This window comes from Stenotrophomonas sp. PS02297, from assembly GCF_029959705.1.
GTDB lineage: Bacteria > Pseudomonadota > Gammaproteobacteria > Xanthomonadales > Xanthomonadaceae > Stenotrophomonas > Stenotrophomonas nitritireducens.
On record NZ_JASCOS010000025.1, the window covers coordinates 22,542 to 38,572 of the forward strand.

Here is a 16,031-nt window from a genome sequence, read left to right on the forward strand (position 1 = left end):
GCTTCATCGCCCTTCCCGCCTGCGCCGCTCGTATTCGAGCTGGAATTTCGCCTTCAACAGATCGCCCGGCTCGTCGGGCACGCGCTGCATCCACGCTTCCATCGCCTGCCGCCGCTCGCGCTCCTGCGGACTCATCGCCGCCTGCGCCGCGCGCTTCGCGGCGTCGCCGTCGTTGTCCTGCTGCCGGCGCATCGCCTCGGCCATGCGCTCGCGCTGGGCCTGGTCGGCCTGCTGCTGGCCCCGGGCATCTTCCGCCTGCGGCGTTTTGCCCTGCTCGTCCGCCGAGGGCTGGCCCTTGCCGGGCTGCGGGGGTTGCGCGTCCTTCTGCTGCTGCGACGACTGCCCCTGCTGCGACGGGCTCTGCGATGGCGGATCCTGCGACCTGCCGTCCTGCGACTGCTGCCCGGGCGATGGCTTGCCCTGTTGTGTATCGGGCTTGTTCTGCTGGCCGCCACCCTGCTGCCCCGGCGGCGGCTTGCGCTTGCGCGCGGCATCGACCGCGGCACGGTTGGCCTTCGCATCGGCCATGCCTGGCGCCAGCTTCAGCGCATGGTCGTAAGCGTCGACCGCCTCGTCGTAAAGGCCCTGCCGCGCCAATGCGTTGCCCAGGTTGTACCAGCCCTGCGCGTTGTCGATGCCCTCGAAGCGACGCTGCGCGGCGGCGAAATCGCCCTTGCGGTAGGCCTCGACACCTTCGGCCAGACGCTGGTGGTCGCGCTGGTCGGCGCGCTGCCACCAGCCTCCGCTTCCGGCTGCCTGCGCAGGCATGGCCAGCGGCAGCCACAGGCACAGCACGACGGCGGCCAGTGCCTGCCGGCGCCGCCGGAATGCCAGCAGCGCGACCAGCATCAGCGGCGGCAGCAGCCAGTAGCCTTCGTCCTGCCAGGTTTTGCCGGCGCCGCGACCGGGCCGGTCGCCATCGGCCGCCTGCGGTTGCAGCACGCCCAGCGACTGCAGGTCCGCATCCGTGGCCGACAGCCGCGCGTAGCGGCCGCCGCCGGCGACGGCCAGCGAACGCAGCGCGCCTTCGTCCAGCCGGGCTTGGCCGATATGCCCCTCGCGGTCGCGATAGGCGGCTCCCACCGGCGTGCCCAGTCCCAGCGCCGATACCCGGTAGCCGTTCGCGCGCAGGCGCACGGCCTCGGCCCGCGCCGCGGCATCGGCGTGGTCGCTGACCAGCAGGATCGCGCCATCGCGCGCGCTGGCCTGGTGCAGCAGGTCACCGGCCCATTCCAGTGCCTTGTCCGCCCGCTGCCCGTCCACCGGCATGATGTCCGGCGCCAGCGCGTCTAGGAACAGCGCGACATTGGCGGCATCGTCGGTGAGCGGCGCCACGGTGAAAGGTTCGTCCGCATAGGCGACCAGCGCCACGCCGCCGCCCCGGCGTTCGCGCAGCAGCATCGCCAGCTTGGCGCGCGCCTGCAGCAGCCGGCTGGGCGGCAGGTCCGCCGCGCCGGTACGGCTGGACAGGTCCAGCACCACGACCAGCGGCGTCTTCGATTCCCACAATGGCCGCTCGACCTGGCGCCAGCTCGGCCCGGCCAGGGCCAGCACCGCCAGCAGCAGGCCGGCCAACAGGGCCAGCCATCCGCCGATGCCGTGCCTGCCGCCGCCCACCAGCAGGTGCGGCAGCAGGTGCGCGTCCACCGCACGGCGCCAGTCCCCGCGGCGGCGGCGCCGGTAGCGGCCACCAAGCAGCGCGGCCGGCAACAGCAACAAGGCCCACAGCCAATCGGGGCGGATGAAATGCAGGCTGTCCCAGAACGCGGTCATGAGCGACGCCCCGGCCAGGCCAGCGCCAGCATCCCCAGCAGCAGGGCCGCCGTCAGCGGCCACGCGTACCGTTCCAGGCGCGGACGCAGCGCCGGGCCGGCGCTGCGCACCGGCTCCAGGCGATCCAGCTCGGCATAGATGCCGGCCAGTTCGCGGGTGTCGCGCGCGCGGAAGAACCGCCCGCCGGTTTCGTTGGCGATGCGGGTCAGCGTGTCCTCGTCGATCTGGTCTTCGCCGCCCGGGACCTGCAGGCCGAACAGCGAGAATCCGCCGCTGCCGCCGAAGGCGATGGTGTGCACGCGCACGCCTTCGGCCTTGGCCAGCTCGGCCGCCTTCAGCGGGTCGAGCACGCCGGCGGTATTGACGCCGTCGGTCAGCAGGATCAGCACGCGCTGGCCTTCGGGCTGTTCGCGCAGGCGCTTGACCGCCAGCGCGATGGCGTCGCCCAGCGCGGTCTCGCGTCCGGCCAGCCCGACCACGCTGTCGCGCAGCTGCTCGCGCACGCTGGCACGGTCGCGGGTCAGCGGGGTAAGCGCATAAGCCCGTTGTCCGAACACCAGCAGGCCGATGCTGTCTCCTTCGCGACGATCGAGGAAGTCGGCCAGCACCGCCTTGGCCGCGGTGAGCCGGTCCACCACCCGGCCGCCAAGCTGCATGTCGTCCTCGCTCATGCTGCCGGACAGGTCCACGGCCAGCATCATCTGCCGTGCCTGCCGCGGCGGCTCGACCGCATCGCCCAGTTGCTGCGGCCGCGCGGCGGCGGCACACAGGCACAGCCACGCCAGCCACAACAGCACCGTGCGCAGCGAAGGCGCGCGCCGGCGCGGCGACGCCATCTGCAACCGCGCCGGCTCCCAGGGCACCCGCAGCGCCGGGCCGTTGCCGCTGCGCAGCGGCCACAACCCCATCAGCAGCGGCAGGGGTACGGCCAACCACAGCCATGGCCAGGCGAATTGCGGCAGGCCGCCCAGCAGCATGTGCAGGTGTTCCATCACCGGCGCCGCTCCATCAGGCCGATGAAGCGGCTGCGCGCCAGCGCGCAGGCACGCGCGGCCGGTGCGTCGTCGACCTCGCGGCGGAACCCGCCATCGAGCAGTACCCGCCCGTCGCCCTCACTGAAATCATGGCCCTGCCCGCCATCGAGAAAGCGCAGCCACGCCTCGCCCTGCAGCAGCGCGGCCTGCGGGTCGCGGTGGCGGGCCGCGCGTCGCAGCAGTTCCGATGCCATGCCGATGCGGGCGGCCGGGCCGGCCATTGCCGCCAGCGATGCGTCGAACAGGGATTCCCAGCGCCGGCGCCGACGCTGGCGGCGCACGCGCACCGCCACGACCACCAGCAGGACGAGCAGCATCGCGGCCAGCAGCAGCCACCAGCCCGGCGCTGGCGGCCACCAGCCGGGAGCCGCAGGCAGATGCACGTCGCGCAGCGGCAGGGAGGTGCCGATCATCCGCCTCCCCTCCCCGCGGCGGCGCCCAGCCAGGCATCGCTGACATCGTCGCAGGCCAGCACCTGCACCTGGATCCTGCGGCCCGGCAAGGCCTGGCACAGCGTTTCGACCGGGGCGACGAAGGCTTCATACCAGGCATCGCGCATCGCCCCGCCCGCCAGGTCCAGTTCCATGCGCCCGCCGGGTGCCACCACCGGCAGCAGGCATTCCGGCGGCTGCATCTCCAGCGGATCGACCAGCAGCAACAGGCGCACGTCCACGTGCATCGACAACGCCGACCAGGTGGCCGGCGCCACGGCCAGGGCGCTGGCCGGGTCCGCCAGCACCAGCGCCCGCGCGCCCGGATGCAGCAGGCGCGTCGCGCGCTCCAGCGCCGACTGCAGGCCGGCGCCGGCGGCGGACGGCGCTTGGTACCAGCGCACCAGTGCATCGAGCACGCGCAGCACGCCGCGCATGCCGCCGGCGGGCGGCACCAGCCCGTCTTCCCGGCCGCTGCACAATGCCGCCACGCGATCGCCGTCGCGCAATGCCGACCAGGCCGCGACCGCACCGGCGCGCGCGGCCTGCACCGACTTGAAGCGCGTGCGGGTGCCGAAGTACAGCGCCGGCGCGGTATCGGCCACGAGCAGGGTCAGCCGTTCGCGTTCGGCCTGGAACGTCTTGGTATGGGTGAAGCCGGTACGCGCGCTCAGCTTCCAGTCGATGTGGCGGGCATCGTCGCCGGCGACGTATTCGCGCGACTCGGCGTACTCCATGCCACGCCCGCGCTGCGCCGATGTCGCGCGCGCGGACACGCCGCGCAGCCCATGGCGTGGGTCGCGGCCCCGCATCGCCGAACGCCGCAGCGCGATCAGTTCTGCCAGCGAAGGCACGATGCCCTCGCCTTCGGATGGCGCAGGCGCGGCCTGTGCAGCCACCATGGCCGCCTCGCTCCCGCGCTCCGCATCGCGCCCCGCCGCCCTCATGCCGGTCTCAGGGCAGGGGCACGCGGTCGAGCAGCGCCGCGACCAGACGCTCGCCGTCCCAGCCCTCGGCCGCCGCTTCGTAGCTGGGCAGGATCCGGTGCCGCAACACGTCCGGCGCGACCGCACGCACGTCGTCCGGCGTCACGTAATCGCGCCCCGCCAACCACGCCTTGGCCCGTGCACAGCGCTCCAGCGCGATTGAACCGCGCGGGCTCGCGCCCCAGGCGATACGGCGCGCCAGCGACGCGTCATAGGCGGCCGCATCGCGCGAGGCCAGCACCAGTTCGACAAGGTAGCGCTCCAGCTGCGGCGCCATGTGCAGTTCCAGCACCGCGCGGCGCGCCTGTTCGACCTGCTGCAGCGACAGTTTTTCCAACTGCACGGGGGCCGCATCCATCTCGCGCAGCGCGCGCTCGCGCGCCAGCCGCAGGATCTCGGTTTCCGCGCCCGCATCCGGGTAACCGATGCGTACATGCATCAGGAAACGGTCCAGCTGCGCCTCGGGCAGGGGGAAGGTGCCCTCCTGCTCGATCGGGTTCTGCGTGGCCATGACCAGGAACACCGTCGGCAACGGGTAGGTTTTCCGCCCCACCGTCACCTGCCGTTCGCCCATCGCCTCCAGCAGGGCGGACTGCACCTTGGCCGGGGCGCGGTTGATCTCGTCGGCCAGCAGGATGGGATGGAACACGGGACCGGGCTGGAATTGGAAGCGCCCTTCCTGCGGACGCCAGATATCGGTGCCGGTCAGGTCGGCCGGCAGCAGGTCCGGGGTGAACTGGATACGCGCGAAGCTGGCGTCGATGCGCGACGCCAGCGCGCGGATCGCCGTGGTCTTGGCCAGGCCGGGCGCCCCTTCCACCAGCAGGTGGCCATCGGCCAGCAACGCGACCAGCAGGCGCTCGACCAGTACCGACTGGCCGACGATTTCGGTGGCCAGGGCATCGCGCAGGGCGATGAAGGCCGCATGCAGGCCGTTCTCGGCGACCGGCGGTTCGGACATGTGCGGTGGCAGGTTCATAGGGGCAGTTTGACCGATCCGCGATGAAATGGTTCATCGCATGAGGCCTGCAGCAGGACCCGCAATGGGGAAGGCCGCCCTGCGGCGGCCTTCCCATGATCGCCGAGCCGGAGCTGGCTCAGTGCGGCTTGGCGACGCGCAGGATCTTCGGCGTCACGAACACCAGCAGTTCGGCCTTGTCCTTGCTGCGGCCGCGCTTCTTGAACAGGTTGCCCAGGAACGGCACATCGCCCAGGAACGGCACTTTGGCCACGCTGCTGCGGTCGTTGAACTCATACACGCCACCGATCACCACGGTCTGGCCATCGTCCACCAGCACCGCGGTATTGATCTCACGGCGGTTGATGACCGGCACGGTGCCGTAGTCGGTCACTTCCAGCATCCGGTCGACCTCGTCCTTCTTCACGTTCATGTTGAGGAAGACGCGGTTGTCCTGGGTGATGGTCGGCGTCACCTTCAGTTCCAGCAGCACTTCCTTGAACTGCACGTTTGCCGTAGGCGCACCACCCGCGCCACCGCCGCCGGAAATGGTGACGTAGCCGATTTCCTTGCCCTGCTTGATCACGCCTTCACGCTGGTTGGCGGTCACGATGCGCGGATTGGAAACCACCTCGCCACGGCCTTCCTCCTGCATCGCAGACAGTTCCACGTCCAGCGAGAAGCCGCCACGCAGCAGCGTGTAGGCGATGGCGCCAGCCGGACTCTCGGTGAACGTCTTGGCCGGCAGGTTCACGTTGAGTCCGCGGCCATCGGTCGTGTTGCCGATCGTACCGAGGGAACCGCCATAGGCATCACCGCGTCCTGCAGCATTCATGTTGTTGACGTTGACGCCGAACTTCGCACCGAGGTCGCGCGCGAAGGTGTCCGTGGCGATCACGATGCGCCCCTCGATCAACACCTGGTCGACCGGCCGGTCGATGACCGCGATCAGCTCGCGCATCTGCGCGATCTTCTTGGGGATGTCGCTGACCATCAAGGTGTTGGTGCGCTCGTCGGCCACGATCATGCCGCGCTGGGACAGGAAGCCGTTCTCGCGCTGACCACCATTGGCACCACCACCACTGCCGCTATTGCCGTTGTTGCCAATCCCCTTGGCTTCGGTCAGGGCTTTGAAAATCGCTTCCGCATTGTGGTAGTTGATCTGGATGTATTCGGTCACCAGGCCTTCGCGCTCTTCCAGCGCGATGCGCGCGTCTTCCTTTTCCTGCTCGAACTTGGCCAGCTCCGGCTGCGGCGCGACCCAGATCACTCCGCCATCGCGGCGCTTGTCCAGGCCCTTGGCGCGCAGGACGATGTCCAGCGCCTGGTCCCAGGGCACGTTGACCAGGCGCAGGGTCACGCTGCCCTGCACGGTATCGGAAGCGACCACGTTGAGGTTGGACTCCTCCGCGATCAGCTGCAGCACGGTACGCACCGGCACGTCCTGGAAATTGAACGTCACCGGGCGCCCGCTGTAGCCGCGGGCGGCAACCGTCGCCGCGGCCTGCGCCACGGTCCGGGTGGTAACCGCACCGGTCGCGGCCTGCTCCTGACGGGGCGAAATCTCCACCACGTACTCGTTGCCGGACTGGTAGGCCAGCGACTCGAACGCTCCCTGGGTGCTGAGTACCAGCTGCGAGCCATGGCCCGACGGCCTGGCGTCGATGCGCTGCACCGGCGTGGCGAAATCCACCACGTTCAGCGGACGCTGCAACTCAGCCGGCAGTGTCGCATTGCCCATGTCGACCACGACGCTGTTGCCCTGCGTCCGCAGGTCGGGGCTGGCGCCCTGTCCGTCGAACTGGAGGACCAGGCGGCCGGCACCGTCGTCGCCGCGCTTGAAGTCGACCTTGGTGATCGCGACGGTCGCCGCAGGCTGCGCCGCAACGGACGGAACAGCGTCCGCGGCAAAGGCGGCGAACGGAGAGCCGCAGACCAAGGCCAGCGCAACTCCCAATGCGCGGGCATGGACCATCGCTTGGCGCCGGGCGGGACGCAGGCTCAGGGCTTTGGAAAAAGTCATCGTGCTATCCCCAATAATCATTCATCGATCGTCAAGTGCCAGCGAAGCCGGACGTTCCAGCCAGCCGCCGGCACCATCGGGCACCAGTTCAATCAGCTCAATGCCGTCCTCGCGCACGCTGGTGACGCGGCCATCGCTCTGCCCCAGGTACACGCCCGGACGGACGCGGTAGGTCACCTTGTCCGGCCCCATCACCAGCGCGACCATGCCGGCGCCGTTGCCGATCGTCCCGACCATGTCCAGGCTGTCGAGCGGGAAGGCTTCCAGCGGCTCCTTGCGCCGGTTCGGATCCGGCCGCAGCGCGCTGTTCCCTTCCGGATTGGCCCAGGCATCGCTGAACGGATCGCGCAGCCCCTGCGCCGAATACTCGAAGGTCTCGAACTGCTGCATCACCGGCAGCGGATCCAGCGGCGTGGCCGGGCGCGCACGCACGTCGGCCACCCACTTCTCAAGATTGGGCGCATCGCCCGGCGTGCTGGTGATGTCGCGCGAACAACCGGTCGCGGCCAGCAGCAGAACCGCCGCACCGAACGCCCGGATGCGAAGGGAACCATTCATCACCTGCCCCCCTTCTTGCGTGCCGCTTCTTCATCGGCGGCCTTCTTTTCCTGGTCTGCCAGCTCGTTGTCGTCCAGATAGCGGTAGGTCTTGACCGTTCCCGACAACTCGAGCGCGCCGCTGCGCGCGGAGATACCGGCCTTGGGATCCCGCGGCTTCAGGTTGATGTCATGCATGGTCAGGATCACCACGCGCGGCAACGAGGCCACGCCGCTGACGAAGGCGCCGAACTGGTGGTAGCTGCCCACCAGGCGCAACGCTATCGGCTTCTCGGCATAGAACTCCTCGAGCTGTTCGTCGCCGGGCTTGAACAATTCATTGTTCAGGCCGCTGGACAGCGCCGTCTGCGATACGTCGATGATCAGGTCGGGCATCTCGGTCTTGCTGGGCAGCTGGCGCAGCATCTGCTGCAGCACCTGTTCCATCTGCGCGAGCTGCTGCTTGAGCGGCTCGAGGTTGACCGCACGCTTCTGCTCTTCCTCGAACTTGGCGCGCAGCTCCACTTCCTTGGCTTCCAGCCCTTCCAGCTCCTCCGCCGCGCCGCGGATCACCAGCAGGTAGGAAAGGCCGAGGATCAGCACCGCCAGCAGGGCGCAGAACACCAGCTTGGGGCCCTGCGGCCAGTTGCCGATGTTGTTGAGGTCCAGATTGTTGAAACCACTCTTCTTCTGGCTCACGGGCGGGCCTCCTTCTGCGCCGTGTCGGCGGCAGGGGCTGCCACCGCGGGCGCTGCCGTGGCCGATGCGGCGGCCCCTGCTTCAGCCTGCTGCGCCGCGTTCTCGCCGGGCGCCGGCAGTCTCACCCTCAAGGTGAAGACGTAAGGCAGCGACTTGATGTCCACCGCCGAACCCGAGGTTTCCTGCGCCTTGGCCTCGATCACCGTCAACTCCGGATTGGACATCCAGCCCGAGCCTTCCAGGTTGCGCATATAGGTACTGACCCGCGCGTTGGACTGCGTGCGGCCCTCCAGCGTCAGGGTCTCGCCTTCCTGCTTGAGCGCGGTCAGAACCACGCCGTCGGGAATGGTGCGCACCAGCGCATCGAACAGATGCACCATCTGCGAACGCTTGCCCTGCAGTTCCTCGATGACCTGTTTGCGGGCGAGCAGGCGCTTCTTCTGGCTGTCGAGCCGGTCGATCTCCTTGTTCTGCTCCTTGACCTTGGCGATCTCGGCCTCGAGGTAGGCGTTGCGCTCGTTCTGGCCGCTGACCTGCCCGTCGTAATAGAAATACAGCAGCAGCGACAGCAGCACGCCCGCGACGGCGGCCAAGCCCAGCATGGCGTAGAACTCGCGCTGGCGCTGTTTGCGCCGTTCGGCGCGCCATGGCAATAGATTGATGCGTGCCATCAGTCGAACCCCCGCAGGGCCAGGCCGGTGGCGATCATCAGGGCCGGGGCATCCTGGGCCAGCGCATGCGCCTGCACCTTCTGCCCCAGCGTCATCTGCGCCAGCGGATTGGCCACCGACGTACTCACCCCCAGCTGCTCCTCGACCATCGTCGGCAGGCCCGGCAGCGAAGCGCAGCCGCCAGCCAGCACGATGTGGTCGACGCGATTGAACTCGCTGCCGGCATAGAAGAACTGCAGCAGGCGGCCGATCTGCTGGACCGTGGCCTCCTTGAACGGCTCCAGCACCTCGACTTCATAGCTCTCCGGCAGGCCGCCCTGGCGCTTGGCCAGCCCGGCCTCCTCGTAGCTCAGGCCGTAGCGGCGCATCACCTCGTCGGTGAGCTGCTTGCCGCCGAACACCTGCTCACGGCTGTACAGGCTGCGTCCGCCGCGCAGGACGTTGAGCGTGGTCATGGTAGCGCCGATGTCCACCAGCGCCACGACGCCGTCACTGGCCACCGGCAGCTCGCTGGCCACCAGCGCGAAGGCGTTCTCGATCGCGAACGCCTCCACGTCCATGACCTTGGCCGTCAACCCGCCCAGTTCCAGCGCCGACTGGCGCAGTTCGACGTTTTCCGAGCGCGAGGCCGCCAGCAGCACCTGGACCATTTCCGGGTTGTTGGGCACCGGCCCGAGTACCTCGAAGTCCAGGCTCACTTCCTCGATCGGATACGGGATGTAGTTCACCGCCTCCAGTTCGACCTGGGCTTCCATGTCGGCCTCATCCAGCTCGGCCGGCATCGGGATCACCTTGGTGATCACCGCCGAACCGGCCACCGCGGCCGCCGCGCCCTTGGCGCGGGTCCCCGAACGCGCCACCGCGCGGCGGATGGCCTCGCCAACCGCCTCGACCTCGACGATGTTCTTTTCCACCACCGCATTCGGCGGAAGCGGTTCCACGGCGTAATGTTCCACGCGAAAGCGGTTGCCGCTGCGGGCGAGCTGAAGCAGCTTCACCGCAGTCGAACTGATGTCAACACCGATGATCGGTGGCTGACTCTTTGGGATAAGCCCCACGGTTTCTCCCCTGCCGACGGGCACTTGGACGCATGTGTTGCGCCCGCGCATTAATAATGAATTTTTAGCGGTTGGCAACCGCTCCGCATGCAGGCCGAGAAACCCGTCACGTCAGCGAAGCCACCCCCAACTGCTTGTCCCCAGAAACGGCCCCAGCCATTCCTCGGCGTACTCTATACTCTGCGGCCACGAAATCCGCAATCGGGATCCTGCTTGATGCCCCGTTTCCGCCGCTGGCTGCGCTGGCTGCTGGCCCTGTTCGTTGCCCTGGCCCTGGTTGGCGCGATCGCCGCAGGCGCCCTCTATTACGTCGTTTCCTCGAAGCTACCCGACGTGCAGGCCCTGCGCGAGGTGGAACTGCAGGAGCCGATGTACGTCTATGCCAGCGACGGCAAGCTGATGGCCGTGTTCGGCGAGACCCGGCGCTACCCCATCGAGATGAAGGACGTGCCCGAACGCCTGAAGCAGGCGTTCCTTGCAACCGAGGACGCCCGCTTCTACGAACACGGCGGCGTCGACTACAAGGGCATCGCCCGCGCGGTATGGCTGCTGGCCACCACCAACGACAAGCGCGTGCCGGGTGGCTCGACCATCACCCAGCAGGTGGCCCGCCAGTTCTTCCTCAGCTCCGAATACAGCTACACCCGCAAGCTGGCCGAGATCCTGCTGGCGCGGAAGATCGAGAGTGAACTGAGCAAGGACGAGATCTTCGCGCTGTATCTGAACAAGAGCTTCTTCGGCAACCGCGCCTATGGCATCGGCGCCGCGGCCGAGTACTACTACGGCAAGAAGCTCGGCGAGCTGGACCTGGACGAGATGGCCTCGCTGGCCGGCATTCCCAAGTTCCCGTCCAGCGGCAACCCGATCAGCAATCCGGAGCGCGCGCGCCAGCGCCGCGACAACTATGTCCTGCAGCGCATGGCCGACCTGGGCTTCATCGGCCAGGCCGAGGCCGATGCGGCCAAGGCGGTGCCGATGCACGCCACGCCGCATGAGCCGCCGATCGAGGTCAACGCCCCCTACGTGGCCGAGATGGTGCGCCAGGAGATGATCGCCCTGCACGGTGGCGACGTTCTCAACAAGGGCTACCGGGTCACCACCACCATCGACAGCCAGATGCAGGAAGCGGCCAACATCGCCGTGCGCGACGGCCTGCTGCTGTACGACCACCGCCACGGCTGGCGTGGACCGGAACAGCATTTTGACGTTCCGGCCGATGCCGACGCCGCGGCGCTCGCCCGCCATATCGCCGCGATCCCGTCGCAGTCCGGGCTGCTGCCTGCCATCGTTTCGGCGGTCCATGCCGACGGCAGCATCAGCGTAGTGCTGGCCAACCGGGCCGAACTGGTCCTGCCGGTGGCCGCCAGCCGCTGGACCACGCGCACCCCGGCCAAGCTGGTCGTGCGCGGCGACCTTGTCCGCGTGCGCAGCGGCGAGAAGGAGGACGAGTGGCTGATCGAGCAGCTGCCGCTCGGCCAGGCCGCGCTGGTCTCGCTGGACACCGGCAATGGCGCCCTGCGCGCCCTGGTCGGCGGCTTCAGCTTCGCCGGCAACAAGTTCAACCGCGCCACCCAGGCGCGCCGCCAGCCGGGCTCGAGCTTCAAGCCGTTCCTGTACGCGGCCGCCTTCGACAAGGGCTTCAATCCGGCCTCGATCGTGCTCGACGCGCCAGTGGTGTTCCGCGACCGGCGCGGCAAGACCTGGGAGCCGAAGAACGACGGCGGCGGCTTCCGCGGCCCGATGCGCCTGCGCGAAGCGCTGGTGCAGTCGCGCAACCTGGTGTCGGTGCGCCTGCTGGACAGCATCGGCGTGGATTTCGCCCGCCGCTACATCAGCGAGTTCGGCTTCCAGGAAGCCGAGCTGCCGCCGAATCTGTCGATGTCGCTGGGCACCGCCTCGCTGACGCCGCTCTCCGTCGCGCGCGGCTACGCGGTGTTCGCCAACGGCGGCTCGCGCGTGGATACCTGGGCCATCGACGAGATCAGGGACCGCGACGGCACCGTGGTGTTCAAGGAGAACCCGGTGCTGGCCTGCCGCGGCTGCGGCGGCGCCGCCGGTACGATGCCGGCCAGCCAGGTCGTGGACGGCTTCAATTTCGGCGCCGAGGCCACGCCCGCACCGGCCAGGCCCGACGCCGTCGCCAGCGAAGCCGAAGCCAAGGCCGAGCCGGCGGCACCGGACCCCGACGCCCGCACCGCGCCGCGCGCGATCGACGAGCGTACCGCCTACCAGCTGGTGTCGATGATGCGCGACGTGGTCCAGCGCGGCACCGGCACCGCGGCCAAGGTGCTGGGCCGCGAGGACGTGGGCGGCAAGACCGGCTCGACCAACGACCACCGCGATGCCTGGTTCTCCGGCTTCGGCGGCGCGCTCGCCACCACCGTCTGGGTCGGCCGCGACGACTTCCGCTCGCTGGGCTACCGCGAATACGGCGGCCGCGCAGCGCTGCCGATCTGGATCGACTACATGCGCGTGGCGCTGAAGGACGCGCCGATCGCCAGGAACGACCCGCCCTCGGGCATGGTGGAAGCCACGATCAACGGCGCCACCGAATGGATCAAGGTCGAGGATCTGGACCGGATGCAGGAATTCGACTTCGACCAGCACGACCAGCAGGCCGACGACGCCGCGTTCGATATCTTCTGACGCACGCCGGGAAGGCGGCACGGGCCGCCTTCCCGCACCGGCCCGGGTTCCGGCGCGGGCCGCCGACAACCAGGGGACGAACGATGCCACGCCCGCTACCGAATGCACAACGCGGCAGCCGCGAGCGGCTGCTGATCGCCCAGGAAGCCGCCCGCCTGGTCCGTGAAAGCGGCATCCACGATCTCGACCAGGCCCGGCGCAAGGCGGCCGGCCGGCTCGGCATCCACGACGAAGCGCGGTGGCCGCGCCAGGCACAGGTCGAAGAGGTGCTGCGCGAGCAGCAGCGCCTGTTCGACATGGACTCCCAGCCGGCGGCGCTGCGCGGACATCGCGAATCGGCCGTGCAGGCCATGCAGTTCCTGTATGCCTTCCATCCGCGCCTGGCCGGCGCGGTGCTCGCCGGCACCGCCGATGGCGGCAGCCCGGTGGTCCTGCACCTGCATTGCGACGACACCGACGCCGTACAGCGCTTCCTGCACGAGCAGCGCATTCCCGCCGAGGCGCGCACGTCGCTGCTGCAGCTGGCCGGACAGGCATCGCGGCAACGTTATCCGGGCTGGGAATTCGCCGCCGACGGCATCGCCTTCGAATTGATCGTGCTGCCCGAGGACGCCCTGCGCCATCCGCCGGTTTCCAGTGACGACGGACGACCGCTACCGAGGGCGACGCTGGCGCAGCTGCGGCAGCTGCTGGAAACCCCTTCCAGCCAGAATGCCGCGGATTCCAGGTGAGGCATGCGGGTACATCGCATCGGCATCCACCGGATCGCCATCACCGCTGCGGCGGTATCCGCCGCCGTCGCGCTCGCCCTGATCCTCCCGTTTTCCCGCCGCCCCACCCTCCCGGTCGCGACGCCCTGGATTCCGCTGCCCTCCATTCCACTGGGCCAGACCGACGCTGACAGCCGTTGGCTGCTCTGGTATGCCGGCAACCGTCCGCTGGAGGCGAACCTGGCCCTCCGGTGCGGGAACCCGGCGCGCGGGCGCGATACCGGCGCAGAGCTCGACACCTATTCCATCTACACAACCGAAAGCTGGGATCGGCCCTACATCCACGCGGTGTTGCAGGTGCAGGCGAGCACGATAACGGTCCGGTTCCAGACAGATGTCCCGCCACCCCGGGAACTGCCGCCACCGCCCGGGCACCGTCCGTTCGCATCCGACGCCCCGGGCCCGGTCACGGTCCGCAGCCTTCCCAGGCAGCAGATGGAGGAGATCCGTGCGGCGTGGGCATCCGAGGCGCTATGGCTCTCGCCGCAGGTCGTTCCAACCGGGACGCCCGCGCCGCGGCTCGATGGCCACACCCTCTTCCTGGAGGCCTGCGTGAACGGGCACTACGCCGCGCGGAAACGCGATTCAGGGAGCGAGGAGGAAGTCCGCCTGTGGCACCTGCTCCACTCTCTGCACCAGGAAGGCGCGCCCACGATGCCATGAACGAAGAACCCCGCCGGAGCGGGGTTCCTTGCTGCCGTGCAGGCGCATCGCTGCGCCGACGGACTTACTTGTAGTCGCGCACGTCGTGGCCGGTATAGACCTGGCGCGGGCGGCCGATCTTCATTTCCGGATCGACCTGCTGCTCCAGCCAGTGCGACACCCAGCCGGCGGTGCGGCCGAGGGCGAACATGACGGTGAACATCTCGGTCGGGATCTGCAGCGCCTTGTAGATGATGCCGCTGTAGAAATCGACGTTCGGGTACAGCTTGCGGGCGACGAAGTAGTCGTCCTGCAGCGCCGCCTGCTCCAGCTTGATGGCGACGTCGAGCAGCGGATCCTTGAGGTTCAGCTGCTCCAGCACGCTCTGGGTCATCTTGCCGATGACCTTGGCGCGCGGGTCGAAGTTCTTGTAGACGCGGTGGCCGAAGCCCATCAGGCGGAAGCCGGAGGTCTTGTCCTTGGCCTTGAGTACGGCGGACTCGACGTTGTCGGCGCTGCCGATCTCTTCCAGCATCTTCAGCACGGCTTCGTTGGCGCCGCCGTGGGCCGGACCCCACAGCGCGGTGACGCCGGCGGCGACCGAGGCATACGGATTGGCGCCAGTGGAGCCGACCAGACGCACGGTCGAGGTCGAGGCGTTCTGCTCGTGGTCGGCGTGCAGGATGAACAGCAGGTCCAGCGCCTTCACCACGTTCGGGTTCAGCTCGTACTTGCCGTCGGCCGACTCGAAGGTCTGCTTCAGGAAACGGCTGACGTAGTCCAGCGAGGTGTCCGGGGTGTTGGCCGGCAGGCCCTGCCCATGGCGGTAGATCAGCGACGACAGGGTCGGCACCTTGGCGATCAGGCGCACGGCGGCCTTGCGGCGCTGCTCGGCGTCGGCCAGGTCCAGCGAAGCGTGGTACTTGGCCGACAGCTGCGCGATCGAGGCAGCCAGGATCGCCATCGGGTGCGCGTCCTTGGCGAAGCTGCCGATCAGCGTGTTGATCGACGCGTCGACACCGGCCTCTTCGGCCAGCTCGGCCTCGAAGGCCTTCAGCTGCGCGGCGTCCGGGCGCTCGCCATTGACCAGCATGTAGGCCACTTCGACGAAGCTGGACTTCTCGGCCAGCTGTTCGATCGGGTAACCGCGGTACAACAGCACGCCGTTGTCGCCATCGATGTAGGTGATGGCCGACTTGCAGCTGGCGGTGGCGGTGTAACCGGAATCGTAGGTGAAGAGACCGGTTTCCTTGGTCAACTTCGAGATATCGACACAGTCGTTGCCCAGGACGGGTTTGACTACAGGCAGAACGACCGACTTGTCGCCGGCGTTGAGCGTGACCTGATCAAGATCGGACACAGTGTGCGCTCCTCAAGTGGAAGGCGCCTGTCCTGACGAGGAATGACGGGCAGGCGCGTGAAAGAAGTTCCGCGGTTTTCCACCGCGGATTCACGCCATTATCGCACAGCAGCATTTGCCGGTTGCCAGACGAAAGTCCTATGGACGGCGCATGCCTGCGACACAGCGTCGCGATCACGCCGCCTGCGGGTACGCCGGAGTTCAGGCGGCCGGTGAACGGCATGGAAGCTCCGGCGGGAAGCATTCGCTGCATCAGCAATGCCGCCGGCGAACGACTGCCAGGGAATGACAGGCACCCCGAGGCGGCCGGCGCGGTCGCGGCGTCGGCTTGCGGTTGGCGCACGGCTCGCCGCCATGGAAGAAGGCGGCAACAAAACAGCGGCCCCGCCCCGCGCCGCCGCGGGGGTGGGTGGTTTTAACAAATCCCCCCCCCCCCGCCCCCGG

At 68.7% G+C, this 16,031-nt stretch carries 14 protein-coding genes; 3 read left to right on the top strand and 11 right to left on the bottom strand.

The features are described from left to right. Positions 1-3: 3 nt before the first annotated feature. The 10 genes from QMX80_RS07665 to QMX80_RS07710 form a co-directional block, all read right to left on the bottom strand. Positions 4-1,773 carry a VWA domain-containing protein gene (locus tag QMX80_RS07665; RefSeq protein WP_282276276.1) on the bottom strand — a complete coding sequence of 590 codons (1,770 nt, stop codon included), beginning with the start codon at positions 1,771-1,773 and terminating at the stop codon, positions 4-6. Continuing rightward, entirely contained in the window at positions 1,770-2,765 is a 996-nt protein-coding gene (locus QMX80_RS07670) for a VWA domain-containing protein (protein WP_282276277.1), read from the bottom strand. Before QMX80_RS07670 ends, QMX80_RS07665 begins: the two co-directional genes overlap by 4 nt. Further along, on the bottom strand, positions 2,765-3,220 hold the full coding sequence (locus QMX80_RS07675) for a DUF4381 domain-containing protein (protein ID WP_282276278.1): 456 nt from the start codon (positions 3,218-3,220) through the stop codon (positions 2,765-2,767). Before QMX80_RS07675 ends, QMX80_RS07670 begins: the two co-directional genes overlap by 1 nt. After that, positions 3,217-4,140 carry a DUF58 domain-containing protein gene (locus QMX80_RS07680; protein WP_282276279.1) on the bottom strand — a complete coding sequence of 308 codons (924 nt, stop codon included), beginning with the start codon at positions 4,138-4,140 and terminating at the stop codon, positions 3,217-3,219. The genes QMX80_RS07675 and QMX80_RS07680 overlap by 4 nt, the downstream gene beginning before the upstream one ends. 52 nt (positions 4,141-4,192) lie before the next feature. Beyond that, the gene (locus QMX80_RS07685; RefSeq protein ID WP_282276280.1) at positions 4,193-5,203 is read right to left on the bottom strand and encodes a MoxR family ATPase; all 1,011 of its coding nucleotides are present in this window, start codon (positions 5,201-5,203) and stop codon (positions 4,193-4,195) included. 118 nt (positions 5,204-5,321) lie between these two features. Continuing rightward, on the bottom strand, positions 5,322-7,205 hold the full coding sequence (locus QMX80_RS07690; protein ID WP_282276281.1) for a type IV pilus secretin PilQ family protein: 1,884 nt from the start codon (positions 7,203-7,205) through the stop codon (positions 5,322-5,324). A 21-nt stretch (positions 7,206-7,226) separates the two neighbouring features. Beyond that, on the bottom strand, positions 7,227-7,763 hold the full coding sequence (locus QMX80_RS07695) for a pilus assembly protein PilP (RefSeq protein WP_055771594.1): 537 nt from the start codon (positions 7,761-7,763) through the stop codon (positions 7,227-7,229). Continuing rightward, positions 7,763-8,440, bottom strand: a complete 678-nt coding sequence (pilO, locus tag QMX80_RS07700; protein ID WP_282276283.1) for a type 4a pilus biogenesis protein PilO — start codon at positions 8,438-8,440, stop codon at positions 7,763-7,765. The genes QMX80_RS07695 and pilO overlap by 1 nt, the downstream gene beginning before the upstream one ends. Beyond that, complete coding sequence (locus QMX80_RS07705) at positions 8,437-9,111, bottom strand: PilN domain-containing protein (protein ID WP_282276285.1); 675 nt, start codon at positions 9,109-9,111, stop codon at positions 8,437-8,439. Before QMX80_RS07705 ends, pilO begins: the two co-directional genes overlap by 4 nt. Next, positions 9,111-10,169, bottom strand: coding sequence for a pilus assembly protein PilM (locus tag QMX80_RS07710; RefSeq protein ID WP_055771603.1), 1,059 nt, complete (start codon positions 10,167-10,169; stop codon positions 9,111-9,113). Before QMX80_RS07710 ends, QMX80_RS07705 begins: the two co-directional genes overlap by 1 nt. Positions 10,170-10,385: 216 nt before the next feature. Between QMX80_RS07710 and QMX80_RS07715 the strand changes: the two genes are divergently transcribed. From QMX80_RS07715 to QMX80_RS07725, 3 genes are all read left to right on the top strand, one after another. Then, positions 10,386-12,815, top strand: a complete 2,430-nt coding sequence (locus tag QMX80_RS07715) for a penicillin-binding protein 1A (protein WP_282276287.1) — start codon at positions 10,386-10,388, stop codon at positions 12,813-12,815. 83 nt (positions 12,816-12,898) lie between these two features. Continuing rightward, positions 12,899-13,546 (top strand): hypothetical protein, encoded by a 648-nt coding sequence (locus QMX80_RS07720; RefSeq protein WP_282276288.1) that lies wholly within the window; start codon positions 12,899-12,901, stop codon positions 13,544-13,546. 3 nt (positions 13,547-13,549) lie between these two features. After that, positions 13,550-14,248: a hypothetical protein gene (locus QMX80_RS07725; RefSeq protein WP_282276289.1), complete on the top strand. Its 699-nt coding sequence runs from the start codon at positions 13,550-13,552 to the stop codon at positions 14,246-14,248. A gap of 64 nt (positions 14,249-14,312) precedes the next feature. Here the strand turns inward: QMX80_RS07725 and QMX80_RS07730 are convergent, their stop codons facing one another. Further along, on the bottom strand, positions 14,313-15,587 hold the full coding sequence (locus QMX80_RS07730; protein WP_055771615.1) for a citrate synthase: 1,275 nt from the start codon (positions 15,585-15,587) through the stop codon (positions 14,313-14,315). Positions 15,588-16,031: the final 444 nt, after the last annotated feature.

Excerpts from the sequence above, each read along its gene's own strand:
- QMX80_RS07665 (WP_282276276.1), bottom strand. The coding sequence starts at position 1,773 with ATGACCGCGTTCTGGGACAGCCTGCATTTCATCCGCCCCGATTGGCTG.
- QMX80_RS07670 (WP_282276277.1), bottom strand. The coding sequence starts at position 2,765 with ATGGAACACCTGCACATGCTGCTGGGCGGCCTGCCGCAATTCGCCTGG.
- QMX80_RS07675 (WP_282276278.1), bottom strand. The coding sequence starts at position 3,220 with ATGATCGGCACCTCCCTGCCGCTGCGCGACGTGCATCTGCCTGCGGCT.
- QMX80_RS07680 (WP_282276279.1), bottom strand. The coding sequence starts at position 4,140 with ATGGTGGCTGCACAGGCCGCGCCTGCGCCATCCGAAGGCGAGGGCATC.
- QMX80_RS07685 (WP_282276280.1), bottom strand. The coding sequence starts at position 5,203 with ATGAACCTGCCACCGCACATGTCCGAACCGCCGGTCGCCGAGAACGGC.
- QMX80_RS07690 (WP_282276281.1), bottom strand. The coding sequence starts at position 7,205 with ATGACTTTTTCCAAAGCCCTGAGCCTGCGTCCCGCCCGGCGCCAAGCG.
- QMX80_RS07695 (WP_055771594.1), bottom strand. The coding sequence starts at position 7,763 with ATGAATGGTTCCCTTCGCATCCGGGCGTTCGGTGCGGCGGTTCTGCTG.
- QMX80_RS07705 (WP_282276285.1), bottom strand. The coding sequence starts at position 9,111 with ATGGCACGCATCAATCTATTGCCATGGCGCGCCGAACGGCGCAAACAG.
- QMX80_RS07715 (WP_282276287.1), top strand. The coding sequence starts at position 10,386 with ATGCCCCGTTTCCGCCGCTGGCTGCGCTGGCTGCTGGCCCTGTTCGTT.
- QMX80_RS07720 (WP_282276288.1), top strand. The coding sequence starts at position 12,899 with ATGCCACGCCCGCTACCGAATGCACAACGCGGCAGCCGCGAGCGGCTG.
- QMX80_RS07725 (WP_282276289.1), top strand. The coding sequence starts at position 13,550 with ATGCGGGTACATCGCATCGGCATCCACCGGATCGCCATCACCGCTGCG.